This is a genomic window from Sphingobacterium sp. UBA2610 (assembly GCF_002339225.1).
In the GTDB taxonomy this organism is placed as follows: Bacteria; Bacteroidota; Bacteroidia; order Sphingobacteriales; family Sphingobacteriaceae; genus Sphingobacterium; species Sphingobacterium multivorum.
In genome coordinates this window covers 234,358-252,753 of the sequence record NZ_DDKA01000011.1, presented here as the reverse complement: position 1 = coordinate 252,753, position 18,396 = coordinate 234,358, and the positions used below count along the sequence as shown (strand labels likewise).

The following is an 18,396-nucleotide window of genomic DNA, read 5'->3' as shown; positions in this document are numbered from 1 at the left end:
AATCTTTAAGAACTAGCCTCGTTTATTATTATAATTACCCTGCGGCTTTCTGTTTCTGTTATTGTTGTTATTGTTGTCCCTACCGTAGCTGTTGTTATTGTTATCCCTACTGTAGCTGTTGTTATTGCTTCCGTAGTTATTGCGCTTCGTATTATTGTTGTTGTTACTTGTCATACGAGGCTTGCCTCCACCTTTCGACTGGTGACCGGAATTATTATTATTGTTATTGTTATTATTTCCGCCTGAGTTACTGTTAGCCGGACCTTTAACGCGATTTCCCGGAGGCGGAGTTTTAAAGTCAAGTTTGGTCAATACGGTACCTTCCGGTAAGGTCAATTGATAACCTGACAATTCTTTGAGATCCTGGATGATCAACTCGTCCGAAACAGAATCCTTATTCCAGGTCAGGTAGGCCATTTTCATAAAATTGGCGATACCGATAACCATCTGCTCTCTTTTAGCCTCGTCATTAGCCAATAAAGCCTTTTCAATCATTTTCTCTACGGTAAAACCATAGTGCTTGAATCTAATGGAATGCTGCGGATAGCCCAAATGCTCAATTTCGTGTTTCACACTTTTCGCTGTAGCAATTGGATAAGGAGAGTCAATATCCAATTTAAAATCAGAGATAATCTGTAGGTGATCCCACAGTTTATGTTTAAAATCAGACACGTCTCTCAAATGTGGGTTCAATACCCCCATCATATCGATTACAATCTGCGCATGTTTATTTCTTTCTTCCTTTGTGGGTAAAGTACAGATGTAATCTACCATATTTTGCACATTGCGACCATATTCTGCAAGGATCAATTTTGGTCTAGTGCTGTTGTAGTCAAAGTTCATATAGCTAATATAAGTACCTAATTAAACGATCAAGATGCCGTTTTGGTATTTTATTATTGAATTATTCTAAGTTTTGCAAATTTAAGCAACAATTGTTTCTGTCCCAACTCTTTAAAGAAAATAGTTGCTTTTATATCTCCTTTGTTTCCTTCGAGATTAACAACTTTCCCAAATCCAAAACGTTCATGTTCAACTTCCATGCCGACTTGAAGATTTGATGTATCTGAAGGAGCAAAACCCGCAGTAGGTTTGTGGGCTTTCGGTAGTATTGATGTCGTTTTAACCATCGGCTTAGGCTTAGGTTTAGAAAACGTATCATCACTATCCTTTTTTTGCCATGCAATTCGTTCGCCTTGAAAACTTCCGGCTGAGGCAGAAGTTTGTCGTGGTTTAAAATCCAATGCAAGACATGCCGGATTCAATTCATCCAAGAAGCGACTGGGTTCGCAGTTATTCAGCGTTCCCCAACGATATCGCGAAGTAGCATACGAAAGTAGTAATTTTTTTTCAGCTCTCGTAACAGCGACATAAAAAAGTCTTCGTTCCTCTTCCAATTCCGACCTGGAATTCAACGACAACTGGGAAGGAAACAGGTTTTCTTCTAAGCCTACAATGAAAACAATCGGAAATTCCAATCCTTTGGAAGAGTGGATGGTCATCAATGATACAGTATCAGCATTTGGATCTTTATCATTATCGTCGTTTGTCAACAGGGCGATATCCTGCATATAGACATCAAGTCCACGCTCTTCGATATCTTCCCGTTCCGAAAATTCCTTGATACCATTGAGGAGTTCCTGGATATTTTCGTAACGCGCCAGCCCCTCTACCGATTTGTCTTCATACAATTCTTTCAGAATACCACAGTGCTGCGCAATATGCATTGCCGTATCAAATGCGTTATTGTTTTTGGCAAGAGCCTGAAAACTCTGTATCATCTGTGCAAAACCACCGACAGAAGTTGCACTACGTCCGTCTAGAAACTGGGCTGCATTTGCAACAACATCCCATATACGGTATTGATTCTGATCTGCAGCGATCATGATCTTCTCTATCGTCGTATCCCCGATCCCTCTACGTGGATAATTGATAACACGCTTTAGTGCTTCCTCATCATTTGGGTTGAAGGTAAGTCTGAAATACGCGATCAGATCTTTAATTTCTTTCCGTTGATAGAAAGAAGTACCACCGTATATTTTATAGGGAATATTAATTTTGCGTAAGGCCTCCTCCATTGCCCTGGATTGGGCGTTGGTACGATACAAAATAGCAAAATCTTTATAATTAAGTCCTTTTAACGATTTCTCTTCAATGATCTGGTCAGCAACGATCTTACCTTCCTCATTGTCAGAGAAAGCACGTGAAACCTTGATCTTTTCGCCCTCTTCATTATCCGAGAAAACATTTTTTTCCAATTGATTCTGATTATTCGCAATCACCGAATTGGCCGCATTCACGATCATCTTAGTCGATCGATAATTCTGCTCCAGTTTAAAGATCTTCACATCAGGATAATCCTTTTGGAAATTCAGGATATTCTGAATATTTGCACCACGAAATGCATAGATCGACTGTGCATCATCACCAACCACGCAGATATTTTCGTTGACTGCTGCCAGGCGTTTCACAATAAGGTATTGGGAGAAGTTGGTATCCTGGTACTCATCGACCATCAGATAGCGAAATTGATGCTGATATTTATGCAATACCTCTGGATGCTTGTTTAACAAGACATTTGTTTTAAACAAGAGGTCATCAAAATCCATTGCTCCAGCACGGTAACAGCGTTGTGCATAGGTCATATAAATCTGCCCCAATTGACCACGACCATTGGAAATATCTTCGGCCAGTATGGCTTCATTCTTATTATATTCCTGCGGTGAGATCAAGTTGTTTTTTGCCTGTGAGATACGTCCATACACATGATTGACATTATACAGCTTATCATCGAGATTCATTTCCTTTAAAATGGCACGCAACAAACTTTTGGTATCGTCCGTATCGTAGATGGTAAAGTTTCTGGGATAACCGATCAATTCTGCTTCGACACGGAGTATCTTTGCGAATACCGAGTGGAATGTTCCCATCCAAATATTTTTCGCTTCGCTTCCAACAACAGAAACGATACGTGCGCGCATCTCTTTGGCAGCCTTGTTGGTAAATGTTAATACCAAGATATTGAATGGATCAACACCTTTTCGAATCAAGTGTGCTACACGATAGGTAATTACCCGTGTTTTTCCTGAACCAGCTCCCGCAACAATCATCACAGGACCTTCTGTTTGCTCTACGGCTCCTCGTTGTGAAGGGTTTAAACCCGCTAAATAATCCAAATTAACTCCTTAAATTTTAAAACCTGAGAATAGGGTATAAAAGTACAAATTTCCTATTGATCACTGGGGCTATCTTGCTAATATTTTTACACAAAAAAACCGATAATCAAGATTATCGGTTTTTATATCATCCAAGCAACATCTAGCCTCTGCTGTTATAATTTGGTGCTTCCTTCGTAATGGAAATATTATGTGGATGGGACTCTCTCAACCCTGCTCCTGTAATACGGACAAATTGTGCTTCCTGTAATTTTTCAATTGTTGCAGCACCACAGTATCCCATAGAAGCGCGTAATCCGCCAATATATTGATAAACGACCTCAGCCAATGTACCTTTGTAAGGAACACGCCCAACGATACCTTCAGGAACCAATTTTTTGATATCATCTTCTACGTCTTGGAAATAACGATCTTTAGATCCTTTTTCCATGGCTTCGATTGAGCCCATACCGCGGTAAGATTTAAACTTACGTCCCTCATAGATAATTGTTTCACCCGGAGCTTCTTCCACACCAGCGAATAAAGAGCCAGCCATAATTGTGCTTGCTCCGGCTGCAATTGCTTTTGCAATATCACCGGTTTGTTTGATACCTCCGTCTGCGATCAATGGCACGCCAGTTCCTTTAAGGGCTTTGGCAACTTCATATACGGCATAAAGCTGCGGAACACCGACACCAGCGATAATACGGGTTGTACAGATAGAGCCCGGTCCGATACCTACTTTTACAGCATCTGCACCTGCTTCAGCCAAAGCTGTTGCTGCTGCACCTGTTGCAATATTTCCAACGATTACCTGTAGGTCAGGGAACTGCGATTTCACCAATTTCAACTTATCGATTACACCTTTAGAATGCCCATGTGCTGTATCGATTGTAACCACATCCACACCTGCTTTCACCAAAGCCTCCACGCGGTCAAGGGTATCTGGTGTAACGCCTACTGCCGCACCAACCAATAAACGACCATGGCTATCTTTGGCAGCATTTGGGTAATGCTTATATTTTTGTATATCTTTAAAGGTAATCAAGCCTTTCAAAATACCTTCTTCATTGACTACTGGAAGTTTTTCGATTTTTTCGTTTTGAAGAATTTCTTCCGCTTTCACTAAATCCGTTCCTTCGGGAGCAACCACAAGATTTTCCTTGGTCATCAATTCATTGATGGGACGGCTCATATCTTTTTGGAAACGAAGATCACGATTCGTCACAATACCGACCAATTGACCTTTTTCGTTCACAACAGGGATTCCACCAATCTTGTGCTCCTTCATAATATTGAAGGCATCACCCACCGTTGCTGTTGCCAATAACGTAACTGGATCCTGAATCATACCGCTCTCAGAGCGTTTTACTTTACGTACTTCAGCAGCTTGTTCTGCAATAGTCATGTTCTTATGTAACATACCAATACCGCCAGCTTGTGCAATCGCAATCGCCAAATCAGCACCGGTTACCGTATCCATTGCTGCAGAAACCAATGGAATATTTAATTTGATTTTTTTTGTTAGCGAAGTGCTCGTATCAACGTCACGGGGTAAAATTTCAGAATAAGCTGGAATTAATAAGACGTCGTCGTAAGTGAGACCTTCTGCTACGAATTTTTGTGGATCTAATTGCATGGCAAATATGTATTGGGTTTTCTATTTGCCAGGCAAATTTAAGAAAAATAAGCAATAATAAAAAATAAAAGATACAAATTACAATCGGAAGACAAATTAGAAACGTTATGAATTAAGACTACATGACGGCCCCTATGTTGGCAATATCATTTTTTGGCAAGCTATTTGCTTTTGTGTAACACGAAAAGTTATTTTAATTAATGAAAATATAAAGATAAGATAATTATGAAAAAGACATTACTCTCATTAGCTGCCGTCGCAGCATTAGCATTTGGCGCACAGGAAGCGAAAGCTCAGTCTCCATTCAGATCAGCGATAGGTGTTGTATTCGATGGTACAACAACTGACTTATGGGGTGTTCAATATAAGCAATCTTTTGGCGGTGCCAACATGGGACAAGCACAGGTGATGTTTGACGACCACGTGGTTGCTGTAGGTGCAGACTACCAATATGCAAGACCCTTCCAAGGCGTGAATGGTTTGGGATGGTATGCCGGCGTTGGTGCACAATTGACATTTATCGACGTAGGAGATAATATTACAAATGTTGCTTTACGTCCTCAACTAGGTTTGGAATTCAAAATTCCAGTTGCTCCGATTGCTTTCCACGCAGACTGGAAACCAGACTGGAGATTGAATCACAATAGTGATTTTGATGCATCAACATTTTCTTTTGGTATCAAATACACATTGAAATAATATAAGCAACTAAACAGTGTAAAAAGGTCCTTCTCGTCTTGAGTAGGGCCTTTTTTTATAAATAAAATCAATTAATATTTCTTTTTTTCTTCAATTCTCCTATTTTTATGCCGTTGACCTAATTGGCATAAATAAAACTTTTCATTCTACAAAAATTTTATACCTTTGCCATTCTTGGTAAAATGTGATTAAACGAGAACTAATTATCAATTACATAAACAGTATTTAACATTAAAATTAATACAATTATAACAGACGATGCAAGGTAAAGGGCTGATTAAACTTTTAGTGATAGTGGTGTCATTAGCGTGTCTATACTCCCTATCATTTACTTGGGTGACCCGCAATGTGGAGCGAGATGCTGAGAATTTTGCCAAAGGAGACTTGGCGAAAGAGAAAAGCTACCTCGACTCAATGGCCGGTGAAGTAGTGTACAATTTAGGTTTTGCAAAATACACCTATCGGGAAGCTAAAGCAAATGAACTCGCTTTGGGATTGGATTTGAAAGGCGGTATGAACGTAACCATGGAGATCTCATTGGACGAATTGATCCGCAATTTGGCGAACAATCCAAAAGATGAGAAATTCAACAAAGCGTTGGAGCAAGCAGTAGCAAAAAGCAAAACGAGTGCAAAAACAGTCGTTGCTTTATTTATGGAGGAATACAAATCCATCGGTGCGACAACGCCACTTTCAACATTCTTCTCAACAAAAGACAATGCTTCTTTAATTAAACCGGGTGATTCAGACTCCAAAGTTGAATCATTCCTTCAAAAAGAAGCAGACAATGCCATCCAAAATTCTTACAAAGTACTTCGTACGCGTATCGACAAATTTGGCGTTGCATCTCCAAACATTCAAATTCAACAAGGTACAAACCGTATTTTAATCGAATTACCTGGTGTAAAAGATGAAAGCCGTGTTCGTAACCTATTACAAGGTTCAGCTAAATTGGAATTCTATGAGACCTATACGAATCAGGAAGTTTATCCAATATTAGAAAATATCGACAAAACTTTAGCTTCAACGTTAAAAGCTGCTCCAGCAGCTACGACAAATGCTGCTGCAGATACAAGCAAAAAATCTGATGATTTATTGTCTAATCTAACCGGTGGTAAGAAAGATGCTAAGAAAGACAGTGCTGCTGTAAATCTAGGTCAGAAAAATCCATTATTTGAAGTATTACGTCCAGCAGTTTATATGGGCGAAAACCAACAAATGGCGCTTATGCCAGGTTCAATGGTTGGTATTGCTTCTTTAAAAGATACAGCAAAAGTAAATGCTTATTTACAACGTCCAGAGGTAAAATCAATCCTACCTGGAAACTTAAAACTTTTATGGGCTGTAAAACCTGAGCAAAAGACACCTGAGCAACTATCATTATATGCAATTAAGGGGGCTGGACAAGACAACGGTGCTGTATTGACAGGAGATGTCATTACGGATGCAACAGCAAACTTTGATGAGAAAAATCAACCTGTGGTTGGTATGCAAATGAACAGCGAAGGTGCACGTGAATGGAAGAAAATTACTGCAAAAGCGGCTCAAAACAGAGATGCAATTGCGATCGTTCTTGATAATGTGGTTTATTCTGCTCCTTCTGTAAACGGTGAAATCCCAAATGGTAGTTCATCAATCTCTGGATCCTTTACGGTAGAAGACACCAAAGATTTAGCAAACGTATTGAAAGCAGGTCGTCTTCCGACAACTGCTAAAATCGTTGAAGAAGCTATTGTGGGACCTACTCTAGGTCAGGCTGCCATCGATGCGGGTGTTAACTCTGCTGTTATCGGTATTATCGTAGTAATGATCTTTATGATCGCTTACTACAATACTGCAGGTATCGTGGCAAACATCGCGGTGTTGTTAAACGTATTTATCATTATGGGGGTATTGGCATCCTTAAATGCTGTACTCACCTTACCGGGTATCGCGGGTATCGTATTAACGATGGGTACTGCGGTCGATGCGAACGTCTTGATTTATGAACGTATCCGTGAAGAACTGGGCTTAGGAAAATCGATCCGTCAGGCTGTTGCAGATGGTTACAAACACGCTTTACCTTCCATCCTGGATTCGCAGATCACAACGTTTTTGATCGGTATTATCTTATTCTTATTTGGTAGCGGTCCAATCTTAGGTTTCGCAACAACATTAATGGTGGGTATCATTACTTCATTGTTTACTGCGATCCTTGTTACTCGTGTTATTTTCGAATGGATGTTGGCGAAAGATTTCAAAATCAAAGTCTCTTTCCCTTGGTCTGCAAATACCTTGCATAATGCAAACTTTAAATTCGTTCAGAAACGTAAAATCTTTTATGCGATTTCAATCGTTGCCGTGTTAATTTCTGCGGCATCAATTTTCACAAAAGGATTCAGTTTAGGTGTAGACTTCCAAGGTGGCCGTACGTATACTGTCCGTTATGATAAACCTGTGGACTTGGAAGCTGTACGTACAAACTTGGATGATATCTTCCAGAAAACAACTGAAGTAAAAGTCTTTGGTGCATCCAACCAACTGCGTATAACAACAACTTACCATATCGAAGAAACTTCGGACACTGCTGATAAAGAGGTATTGGACAAATTAAACCAAGGTTTATCAAAAGTAGATGCTTCCAATAAACATGGGATCCTTTCGTCTCAAAAAGTTGGACCAAGTATCGCTACCGACATCAAATCTAGAGCAACCAGTTCCGCAGTTTTCTCTATCATCATTGTTGCAGCTTACATCCTGATCCGTTTCCATAAATGGGAATATTCAGTTGGAGCAGCTATTGCAACAATTCACGATGCGATTATTTTATTGGGATTATTCTCAATTTTGGATGGTATCGTACCATTCTCATTGGATATTGACCAACACTTTGTGGCAGCGATATTAACTGTAATTGCCTACTCGGTGAATGATACAGTGGTTGTATTTGACCGTTTACGTGAATTCGTATCGAAACCAAATGCGCATAATGAAGATCTAGGCGATGTGGTAAACCATGCGATAAACTCTACTTTAAGTAGAACAATCATCACATCATTGACAATCGTGTTTGTTCTTGCTGTATTGTTTATCTTTGGTGGTGAAGTTATCCGTGGATTCTCATTCGCGATCTTAGTCGGTGTTATCGTAGGTACATATTCATCTATTATCTTAGCTGCACCTTCAGTATATGACTTACGTAAAGGAAAGCATTTGGCAGAAGGTAATACTGCTAAAAAAGCTGAAGTCGTAAGACCATAATAGCTGATATTGATAAAATAAAAAAGGGCGTTCGAATGAACGCCCTTTTTTATTGCATTCAAATTACTTGTCACACTAAATATTTTAAATATATTTGTTACACTAAATATTTGTATGCTAAACGAAAAATTTGACCGCTACTCTTTCATCTTGGACCAAACGGCCAAGAAAGTAAAACAGTTCGCCCAATCTTCTTTTGCGGAGAAAGGATTTGATATTACTGTAGACCAATGGACCATCTTAAAGGCTTTATACGAAACAGATCAACTTTCACAAAAAGAATTGGCAAAGCGCTGCGGAAAAGACCAGCCCACACTGACACGGATCGTAGATATCCTCCTTAAAAAAAATCTAGCTGAGCGGATCACTGACGAAACGGACCGTCGGAGTCTATACCTCCATTTGACAGAAGAGGGAAAATTAAAAGTAGCATCGCTTACGCCAATTGTTACGGAGATTCGCATGAAGGCCTGGGAAAATCTAGCGGACGAAGATTTCGAAGCTTTCACAAGGATTTTGAATACAATATATAACAATTTAAATATAGAATAGCTATGATAAATACGGATATCTGTATCATCGGAGCAGGACCTGTTGGCCTATTCGCAGTTTTTGAAGCTGGGCTTTTAAAAATGCGCTGCCATTTGATTGATGTGTTACCCCAAGTGGGCGGTCAACTTTCGGAGATTTACCCCCATAAGCCTATCTACGACATTCCTGGTTATCCAAGTATCACTGCGCAGGAGTTGATCGATAAACAGCTTGAACAGATTAAACCCTTTGACCCCACATTCACCTTAGGCGAGCGTGTGGAACATATAACAAAACAGGACGACGGTTCTTTTATTGTAGAAACCAATGATCATACGATGGTTCATACACAGGTCATTGTCATCGCTGGGGGCTTAGGTTGCTTTGAACCACGCAAGCCCGAAATTCCGAATCTTCATCTCTTTGAAGGAAAAGGCGTAGATTATATGGTAAAAGACCCAGCCAAGTACCGGGATAAAAAAATCGTCATTGCCGGTGGCGGTGATTCCGCGCTCGATTGGACCTTCCATCTCGCAGATATTGCGCAACAGGTCACTTTAATCCACCGAAGTGACTCCTTCAGAGGCGCTCCGGACTCGGCTGAAAAGGTTTTCAAATTGGCCCAACAAGGTAAGATCAACTTATTATTGTCCCACAATCTGACCAATATTCATGGCAATGACTACTTGTCCCATGTTGAAACAATCAATAAAGAAAAAGAAGTCATCGCAACAGATGCAGACTATTTCATTCCCTTATATGGTCTTACGCCGAAGCTTGGTCCAATCGCAGATTGGGGATTAAATATCGATAAAAATGCGATAGAGGTCAATACGCTTGATTACTCAACCAATATCGAGCGGATCTATGCTATTGGAGACATCAACACCTATCCAGGCAAACTGAAACTCATTCTCTGCGGGTACCATGAGGCTGCCCTGATGTGTCAGAGTGCTTTTAAATTTGTCTACCCAGATCAAAAATTGACATTCAAATACACCACTGTAAACGGTATAAATACATTCTAGCCATGGACGATAATTTAATTCAAGTCACTGTTATTGATCGTGATGGGACCGAAAATACGCTGGAAGTTCCTACCGATATCAACCTATCACTCATGGAGATTTTAAAGGCATCCGAATATGAAATTCTGGCCACTTGTGGAGGTATGGCGCTGTGCGCCACCTGTCATGTCGAAGTTGTCGAAGGCCTGGATACGCTTCCTTCAGCGAGTGATCAGGAGCTCGACATGCTGGACACGCTTCCGGATGCCGATGATCAAAGCCGTCTTGCCTGTCAGCTTTATCTGCACAATAACAACAACGGTATGAAAATCAAGATAAAAGGCGCGCTACAATAGTGTCATCATTGTGTATTTTATACACAATGATGACACTATACATCTTTTTTTTTCAAAGGGTACAATGTACACTATAAAGAGCTAAAAATCAAACAACTACAAAACATATTATTGAAAGAATTAGCCTCTTTACAATAAAATTCACAACATATCAGCATAATAAATAAATATTTTTTAGCTTTTTGAGCCAAAATTTAAGATATTTGCAGCTTAATTCGATTGTACCGAATTTTTACAACAAACTATTAAAAATATGCCAAGCAATAGTTCAAATAGAAAATTCCCAAGAGTAATCATTATTGGTGCTGGATTTGGAGGAATTGAAGTTGCTAAAAAGCTTAAAAATAAGGAAGTTGAAGTTCTGTTGCTGGACAGAAATAACTTTCATACTTTTCAACCATTGATGTACCAAGTTGCCACGGGTACTCTTTCAGCGGACTCCATCTCCTTCCCTGTTCGCAAAATGTTCAAAGGCCAAGACAACTTTCATTTTAGACTTGCTGACGTAAAAAGTGTAGACAATGAGGCTAAGATTGTAAGAACAGATGTTGGTGATTTTGACTACGATTATTTAATTGTTGCGACAGGTGCTACCACGAACTTCTTCGGAAATCAGCAAATCACGAAATATGCTTTGCCGATGAAAAATATACAAGAAGCATTAAATATTCGAAGCTATGTTTTACAGAACCTCGAAGAAGCAGTACGAATAGAAAACCCTGCTGATCGTAAAGCTAATTTGAACTTTGTTATTGTTGGGGGTGGTCCAACAGGTGTAGAACTTTCGGGAGCAATCGCAGAAATTAAAAACAATGTTCTTGAGAAAGATTATCCAGAATTGAAAAAATCTGAGATGTCGGTTTACCTGGTTGAAGGACTTCCAAAAGTATTGGCCAACTTATCTGAAAAATCTTCTAAAGATTCAGAAAAGTACCTCAAAGATTTGGGTGTAGAAGTATTATTGAATGTTCAGGTAACTGGATATGATGGCAATTCAATTACTTTCGCCGATGGCAGAAGCATTGAAACAAAAACTGTTATCTGGGGAGCAGGTGTAGCTGGGCAGTATCCGAATGGTTTCAAAAAGGAGATTATCCAACGTGGTAACCGTATACAGACAGATGATCAATGCCGTGTTATTGATATGCCAGGGGTCTATGCTATTGGTGATGTTTCGGCATTTATCACAGATGATCTTCCTCGTGGCTTACCTGGTGTTGCACCGGTAGCGCAACAGCAGGGAGCATATGTTGCCAAACACATTCTTCAAACAATGTCCAATCAACCAACTGAGAAATTCAACTATTTCGACAAAGGGTCCATGGCTACGGTAGGTCGTAATAAAGCTGTCGTTGACATGGGAAAAATCCATTTCAATGGATTCTTTGGCTGGATGACCTGGATGTTTGTCCACTTGATGTCCATCTATGGATTCAGAAATAAATTGATCACATTCGTAAACTGGTCGATCAAATTTTTCACCAAAAACAGTGGTGTGCGTTTGATCTTCCACAAATATGATGAGCCAACTCCAGAGGAAAAACAAGCAGAAACTGCCCACTAACTTCCTATTGGAGTCTAAATAAACATATTTCAGTAGCCCGACAGCGGCATTATCCCAAACGATAATGCCGCTGTTTCTTTTATCTTTATTAACCTTCTGAAGCTGTTCTCTTCGCCATATTAACCTACTGAATAGGCTTCTAAAACGTTGTGACGGCTTCGCTTATCAGCTCTTCATAGCATTTGAGTCTTTAGCTAGTTTTCAAAACCACCTTTTCACTTTTGGATTCTTGCTCCTTGTGCTCCATGATTTAAAAAACACCCACTTATTTCTTAATTTAACACGGCGTCTGATTAAAAATAACTTCAGCCGGGACGTAAGAATTACAGATTATATTCGTTAAATTTAAAGACAGTTTTTTCCAGATAGAATTTACTTTCAGAATGTAGTTTTTTTTGATGTATAACCTCAAAAAGATTAATTTTTTTTGTGTAGGTTTGCATATTATTTTAAAATAGCTTAAGGATTAGCAGATGGGCTTATTTAATTGGTTTACGCAAGAAGTTGCGATTGACTTGGGTACTGCAAATACCCTAATAATTCATAATGACAAAGTAGTAGTGGATGAACCTTCTATTGTTGCATTTGACCGCACCACAAACAAAGTGATCGCCATTGGTCGCCAGGCCATGCAAATGGAGGGTAAAACACACGACAATATAAAGACAGTACGTCCTTTACGTGATGGAGTAATCGCTGATTTTACGGCAGCTGAGCACCTGATCAGAGGTATGGTAAAATTGGTAAACAATGGTAAGAGCTGGTTTTTTCCTTCCCTACGTATGGTTGTTTGTATTCCTTCCGGTATTACGGAAGTAGAGAAAAGAGCTGTCCGCGATTCAGCAGAAATTGCGGGTGCCAAAGAAGTCTATTTAATTCACGAACCCATGGCTGCTGCTGTAGGAATCGGAATTGACGTGGAAGAACCAATGGGTAATATGATTATCGATATCGGTGGTGGTACCACTGAAATTGCTGTCATCGCTTTATCGGGTATTGTATGTGACCAATCTATTCGTGTTGCTGGTGATAACTTCGATTCTGACATCGTTCAATACATCAGAAGACAACATAACATCATGATCGGTGAACGTACGGCTGAAAAAATCAAAATTGAAGTCGGTGCTGCTCTACCAGAGTTGCAGGAACCACCGGCGGATTTCGCTGTTCAAGGCCGTGATTTGATGACAGGTGTTCCTAAGCAAATTACTGTTTCTTACACCGAAATAGCGCATTGTCTAGATAAGTCCATATCAAAAATTGAAGAGGCGATCTTAAAAGCACTTGAAATTACCCCACCAGAATTATCTGCGGATATTTATCAAACAGGTATCTATCTTACCGGTGGTGGTGCATTATTGCGCGGTTTGGACCGCCGTATACAAGCGAAAACTAAACTTCCAGTACATATTGCCGAAGATCCGTTACGTGCTGTCGTAAGAGGGACTGGTATTGCACTTAAAAATATTGGACGATTTAAATTCTTGATGCAATCATAACGTTCGATAATTAATAACAATATTTTATTAAAGAGCGATATAATATGCAAAACTATTATATCGCTTGCTTATTAAATACCCACATTAAAAAATGAGAAACCTTTGGTTATTCCTGAGACGATACAATGCATTCTTCTGGTTTATCCTATTTTTTGGATTCTCGTTATTTTTGGTGATCACCAACAATTCTTTCCAACGTAATTCTGTTTTAAATTCTTCAAATAGTATCATCGGAGGCCTGTATGCAAAGGTCAATTCCTGGAAAAGCTACCTGCACCTCGGGGAGACCAACGATGCACTTGCAAAGGAAAATGCACAACTGAGAAAGGACTTACAAGCCTATCGATCAACAGACAGCATCAAGATCGGTCCTGTCCCGGCAATCGATAGCAGTGAGTTTGGGCGTTACGAATTTATTATTGCAAATGTCATCAACAATAGCATTCACCAAAAGGCAAATACGATCACACTCGATAAAGGCAGTAAAGATGGTATAGAGCGAGGTATGGGTGTTATCGCTCCCAAAGGAGTAGTTGGTATCGTATTGAATGTTTCCCAAAACTTCTCGACAGTGCAATCCCTATTGCATCCCGATACGCGTATATCCGTAACATTAGGCCACACCGAGGTTTTCGGCTCGTTGGTATGGGGCAATAGCATGGATTACCGCGCGGCAATGGTCAAGGAAATTCCAAACCATATCAAAGTCAACAAAGGAGATAAAGTGTACACCTCAGGATATTCAGGACATTTTCCAAAAGGAATTTTTGTTGGAACGGTCATTCAGACGGGGATCTCTTCAGGAGACGCTTTTTTGGATCTTAGACTATTGTTGAGTACCAATTTCTCCAACTTGCAACATGTCTACGTTGTAAAAGACCTGTTAAATAAAGAATTAAAGACACTAGAAGAATCGACAAAGGACAATGGCTAGGATTTTAATATTTAATATTATTCGATTTATCGTTTTGATAGGGATGCAAGTTTTCCTATTTCAAAATATCGGTTATTACAATCTGGTCGCTGCATTTCCTTATATCTTATTTATTTTTTTACTTCCTACAGGAACACCTAATTTCCTGGTGTATTTGATCGCATTTCTCACGGGACTTACCGTAGATTCGTTTTATGATACCCTTGGGGTCAATACCGCAGCCTGTGTTGCACTGGCAGCCTTCCGTATTTTCTTCATGAAAATTACGCTTGAAGTTGAAGAACGCGAATCTTTCTTTACCCCGATGTTGGGCTTCATGAATATTCGCTGGTTCTTTTCCTACATCTTTTTCGGAACATTGATTCATCATACATTTTTGTATCTCTTGGAATCTTTTTCCTTCCAGCACATCCAATACACCTTATTGAGTATCGTTTTAAGTTGTATATTTACAGTAATTATCATGCTATTATTTAGCATATTATTCTACAAAAAGAAAGATCGGTTGTAGTAAATCGATGGATAGAAATTCATTTCTATGAACAGTTTTTTTGCGCGTAAGTACGTCGTTTCAGGAATCTTTATTGCCATCACATTGACCTTGGTGGCCCGCTTATTCTATTTACAGATCATAGACGATTCCTATATACATTCCGCAAACAGCAATGTCATGCGCAAGGTCATTGTGTACCCCGCCAGAGGGGTTATTTTGGACCGAAAGGGAAAGGTATTGGTTCAGAACGAACCGGTATATGATCTTATGGTTACTCCGCGTGAGGTGAAAGAAATCGACACCGCTTTGTTTTGCAAATTGATAGACATTGACAAGGAGGGCTTTATCAAACGGATGGAAAAGGCAAGAGTGCACTCGCCTTACCGTGCATCTATTTTTGAAAAACAGCTGTCTGTACGGACATGGGCTCAATATCAGGAATACCAATATCAATTTCGTGGTTTCTATGTTCAAAAAAGAACAATCCGAAGTTACCCCGACAGCATAGCAGCTCAATTTTTAGGATATGTAAGTGAGGTAAATGATAAAGATATTGAACGCTCCAATGGGTTTTATCGTAGTGGTGACTACATTGGTCGCAGTGGAGTAGAACGTTCTTATGAAGACCTTATTCGTGGAAAACGCGGTGTCAACAACTTAATGGTTGATGCGCTGAACCGTCCGAAAGGGGTATTTATGGAAGGGAAATACGACACACTTGCTGTTGCAGGGGAAGGACTGGTTTCCTCGTTGGATAAAGACCTTCAGATTCTTGGGGAGAACCTCATGAAAAATAAATTGGGGTCCATAGTTGCCATTGAGCCTGCAACGGGTGAAATCTTGGCCTATGTCAGTAGCCCGAGTTACAACCCCAACATGATGGTCGGCAGGCAGTCTGGCAATAATTATATGAAATTATTGAAAGACGAAACCAAACCACTTTTTAACCGCCCTATTCAAGCCTCCTACCCTCCAGGCTCTGTATTTAAAGTTGTTTCAGCATTGACTGCGCAGCAGGCTGGTGTTATTGATCGTAATACCGTATTTTTCTGCCCACATGGATACAGCTATGGTGGTGGACGCGGCTGGATGGGCTGTACGCACTATCATGGATCAACCACATTACAGCGCTCTGTAGCCGTATCATGTAATACCTATTATGGTTTTACCTATGCTAAGATGATCGACGGACGTGGGCTTTCGGGACCTAAGGCCTACGATCTATGGCGCAATGCCGTGACACAGTTTGGAATTGGCCATAAACTAGGCATTGATCTACCGGGTGAAAAGCCGGGTTTACTGCCGACATCAGATTTTTATACCAAAAGATACGGTAACGATAAATGGCGTTCAAGTTTCAATATCTCCTTATCAATCGGACAAGGGGAAATGGGAATAACACCGTTGCAAATGGCCAACATTATGGCTATCGTTGCCAACAAAGGCTTTTATTACAGGCCCCATTTGATTAAAGGTATTGGTGCACAGAAAATTGCCAAGAAGGAATTTACCGAAAAAGTCAGTGCCGGAGTGGATGAGCGGTACTATCCTGTTGTTATCCAAGGGATGAGTGATGCTGTTAATACACCCGAAGGTACCGCTTGGGCCAATCGTATCCCGGGCATCGAAATGTGCGGAAAAACAGGTACAGCGCAAAACCCACATGGTGAAAACCATGCCGTTTTCTTTGCTTTTGCCCCACGAGAAAACCCTAAAATTGCTATTGCTGTCTTTGTTGAAAACGCGGGTTACGGTGGAACCTGGGCAGGACCTATCGCAAGTATGATGGTTGAGAAATACCTCAAAGACACGATAACTGCGCCAAAATATATTCAGGACCGCATTTATAAAGCAAATTTTCTTCCTGCACCCAAAAAAGTTGTGGATCCAAAGACTAAAGATGTAAAAAAGACAGACTCAGTCAAATCGAAAACTGACACGTTAAAATCAAAACGCCAGCTGGCAGCTTTAACAAAACCAAAGGAAACAATTGTTCACCATAGCGAGATAAAGAGAAGATATGAATAATCAAAAAACAAGTTTTTTTGGAAAGATAGACTGGCTAACCATCACGCTTTGGCTTGCGCTATGCTTAATCGGCTTATTCAATATCCGTGCAGCGGTGTTTAATCCTGAAATGCCCAATTTCTTTACCTTAGGAACCAATTATGGAAAACAGTCTTTATATCTTGTTTCCGCAATTATTCTAGGGGTATCCATTCTCATCATAGACGCGAAATTTTTCAGTTCCGCCTCACCGATATTTTATGGTATAACAGCTGTATTGCTTGTCATCGTGCTCGTGGTAGGGCGAAATGTCGGCGGAAACCAAGCGTGGATTGACCTAGGTTTTTTCCGCTTACAACCTTCTGAGTTTGCCAAACTTTCGACCTGTCTGCTCTTAGCTAACTTTTTGAGCGCTCAGAGCAATAAAGCACCGACCATGCAGACACTGGCCATGGGAGCCGGTATTGTCTTATTTCCTGTATTTTTAGTTATGCTGCAGCCCGATACGGGATCTGCCCTTGCGTTCTTTTCGTTGATTTTTGTATTCTATCGTGAAGGCTATGTAAATAATGAACTGCTTATATTTGGCGGGCTCTGCATTTTACTTTTTGTTCTTTCTTTATTGGTCAATCCTTGGATACTTATCTTGATTTTAGCATTGCTTATTGGCCTTGTCATGTGGAACTACCGCAAGAGAAGAAAATACATTATCAATCTCAGTATACTTTTTGCTGCATGCGCTGTATTTATTCTCTGTGTGGACCTGGTGTATGAGCATGTGCTACAACCTCATCAACGTGACCGTATTGACATTATCCTGGGTAAAATGGAAGACCCTAAAGGAAAAGGATATAATTTGAATCAGTCGAAGATTGCAATTGGATCAGGGCAGCTCCTAGGCAAGGGTTACCTTCAGGGAACGCAAACAAAATACAACTTTGTACCTGAGCAGAGCACGGACTTTATTTTTTGCACCGTTGGAGAAGAATGGGGATTTGTTGGATCGGTTACCTTATTACTTATCTATCTCACCCTACTGCTTCGCATTATTCATATAGCCGAACGACAGCGTTCAGCCTTCGCCAGGATATATGCATACGGTGTAGCGTCCATTCTCTTTTTTCACTTATTCATCAATATCGGTATGACCATCGGTATTGTTCCGGTTATCGGTATTCCGCTGCCTTTTATTAGTTATGGTGGTTCATCCTTATGGAGTTTCACCATTTTACTGTTTATCATGCTTAAATTTGATTCAAATAGAAAAGGAGT

14 protein-coding genes are annotated in these 18,396 nt (G+C 40.1%); 11 read left to right on the top strand and 3 right to left on the bottom strand.

Going from position 1 to position 18,396, the window contains the following annotated elements:
* Positions 1–12: 12 nt before the first annotated feature.
* The 3 genes from B4Z47_RS08600 to guaB all read right to left on the bottom strand — a co-directional run bounded on the left by B4Z47_RS08600 (position 13) and on the right by guaB (position 4,794).
* Complete coding sequence (locus tag B4Z47_RS08600; RefSeq protein WP_115046849.1) at positions 13–843, bottom strand: DUF4290 domain-containing protein; 831 nt, start codon at positions 841–843, stop codon at positions 13–15.
* A gap of 53 nt (positions 844–896) precedes the next feature.
* Complete coding sequence (locus B4Z47_RS08595) at positions 897–3,176, bottom strand: ATP-dependent helicase (protein ID WP_115046847.1); 2,280 nt, start codon at positions 3,174–3,176, stop codon at positions 897–899.
* Positions 3,177–3,318: 142 nt separating this feature from the next.
* Entirely contained in the window at positions 3,319–4,794 is a 1,476-nt protein-coding gene (gene guaB, locus B4Z47_RS08590) for an IMP dehydrogenase (RefSeq protein ID WP_115046845.1), read from the bottom strand.
* A gap of 225 nt (positions 4,795–5,019) precedes the next feature.
* Between guaB and B4Z47_RS08585 the strand changes: the two genes are divergently transcribed.
* From B4Z47_RS08585 to rodA, 11 genes are all read left to right on the top strand, one after another.
* The gene (locus B4Z47_RS08585; protein ID WP_070565992.1) at positions 5,020–5,493 is read left to right on the top strand and encodes a hypothetical protein; all 474 of its coding nucleotides are present in this window, start codon (positions 5,020–5,022) and stop codon (positions 5,491–5,493) included.
* Between the two features lie 258 nt (positions 5,494–5,751).
* Complete coding sequence (gene secDF / locus B4Z47_RS08580; protein WP_115046843.1) at positions 5,752–8,733, top strand: protein translocase subunit SecDF; 2,982 nt, start codon at positions 5,752–5,754, stop codon at positions 8,731–8,733.
* A gap of 114 nt (positions 8,734–8,847) precedes the next feature.
* The gene (locus B4Z47_RS08575; protein ID WP_070565996.1) at positions 8,848–9,285 is read left to right on the top strand and encodes a MarR family winged helix-turn-helix transcriptional regulator; all 438 of its coding nucleotides are present in this window, start codon (positions 8,848–8,850) and stop codon (positions 9,283–9,285) included.
* 2 nt (positions 9,286–9,287) lie between these two features.
* Positions 9,288–10,292, top strand: a complete 1,005-nt coding sequence (locus B4Z47_RS08570) for an NAD(P)/FAD-dependent oxidoreductase (RefSeq protein WP_115046841.1) — start codon at positions 9,288–9,290, stop codon at positions 10,290–10,292.
* Positions 10,293–10,294: 2 nt separating this feature from the next.
* Complete coding sequence (locus B4Z47_RS08565; protein ID WP_115046839.1) at positions 10,295–10,627, top strand: 2Fe-2S iron-sulfur cluster-binding protein; 333 nt, start codon at positions 10,295–10,297, stop codon at positions 10,625–10,627.
* 253 nt (positions 10,628–10,880) lie between these two features.
* The gene (locus tag B4Z47_RS08560; protein WP_070566001.1) at positions 10,881–12,191 is read left to right on the top strand and encodes an NAD(P)/FAD-dependent oxidoreductase; all 1,311 of its coding nucleotides are present in this window, start codon (positions 10,881–10,883) and stop codon (positions 12,189–12,191) included.
* A gap of 473 nt (positions 12,192–12,664) precedes the next feature.
* Complete coding sequence (locus tag B4Z47_RS08555) at positions 12,665–13,690, top strand: rod shape-determining protein (RefSeq protein ID WP_046671815.1); 1,026 nt, start codon at positions 12,665–12,667, stop codon at positions 13,688–13,690.
* Positions 13,691–13,781: 91 nt separating this feature from the next.
* Positions 13,782–14,624, top strand: coding sequence for a rod shape-determining protein MreC (mreC, locus tag B4Z47_RS08550; protein ID WP_115046837.1), 843 nt, complete (start codon positions 13,782–13,784; stop codon positions 14,622–14,624).
* Positions 14,617–15,135 (top strand): hypothetical protein, encoded by a 519-nt coding sequence (locus B4Z47_RS08545; protein ID WP_046671817.1) that lies wholly within the window; start codon positions 14,617–14,619, stop codon positions 15,133–15,135. Before mreC ends, B4Z47_RS08545 begins: the two co-directional genes overlap by 8 nt.
* A gap of 27 nt (positions 15,136–15,162) precedes the next feature.
* A complete protein-coding gene (gene mrdA, locus B4Z47_RS08540; RefSeq protein WP_046671818.1) occupies positions 15,163–17,145 on the top strand; it encodes a penicillin-binding protein 2 in 1,983 nt (660 codons plus the stop codon).
* A partial coding sequence (gene rodA / locus B4Z47_RS08535; protein ID WP_286727166.1) for a rod shape-determining protein RodA occupies positions 17,138–18,396 on the top strand: 1,259 nt, incomplete at its 3' end. The genes mrdA and rodA, both read left to right, overlap by 8 nt.

What these genes read in the sequence shown, in the direction of transcription:
- guaB (WP_115046845.1), bottom strand. Translation starts at nt 4,794, where the DNA reads ATGCAATTAGATCCACAAAAATTCGTAGCAGAAGGTCTCACTTACGAC.
- mrdA (WP_046671818.1), top strand. Translation starts at nt 15,163, where the DNA reads ATGAACAGTTTTTTTGCGCGTAAGTACGTCGTTTCAGGAATCTTTATT.
- B4Z47_RS08555 (WP_046671815.1), top strand. Translation starts at nt 12,665, where the DNA reads ATGGGCTTATTTAATTGGTTTACGCAAGAAGTTGCGATTGACTTGGGT.
- mreC (WP_115046837.1), top strand. Translation starts at nt 13,782, where the DNA reads ATGAGAAACCTTTGGTTATTCCTGAGACGATACAATGCATTCTTCTGG.
- B4Z47_RS08600 (WP_115046849.1), bottom strand. Translation starts at nt 843, where the DNA reads ATGAACTTTGACTACAACAGCACTAGACCAAAATTGATCCTTGCAGAA.
- B4Z47_RS08545 (WP_046671817.1), top strand. Translation starts at nt 14,617, where the DNA reads ATGGCTAGGATTTTAATATTTAATATTATTCGATTTATCGTTTTGATA.
- B4Z47_RS08585 (WP_070565992.1), top strand. Translation starts at nt 5,020, where the DNA reads ATGAAAAAGACATTACTCTCATTAGCTGCCGTCGCAGCATTAGCATTT.
- B4Z47_RS08575 (WP_070565996.1), top strand. Translation starts at nt 8,848, where the DNA reads ATGCTAAACGAAAAATTTGACCGCTACTCTTTCATCTTGGACCAAACG.
- B4Z47_RS08560 (WP_070566001.1), top strand. Translation starts at nt 10,881, where the DNA reads ATGCCAAGCAATAGTTCAAATAGAAAATTCCCAAGAGTAATCATTATT.
- secDF (WP_115046843.1), top strand. Translation starts at nt 5,752, where the DNA reads ATGCAAGGTAAAGGGCTGATTAAACTTTTAGTGATAGTGGTGTCATTA.
- B4Z47_RS08565 (WP_115046839.1), top strand. Translation starts at nt 10,295, where the DNA reads ATGGACGATAATTTAATTCAAGTCACTGTTATTGATCGTGATGGGACC.
- B4Z47_RS08570 (WP_115046841.1), top strand. Translation starts at nt 9,288, where the DNA reads ATGATAAATACGGATATCTGTATCATCGGAGCAGGACCTGTTGGCCTA.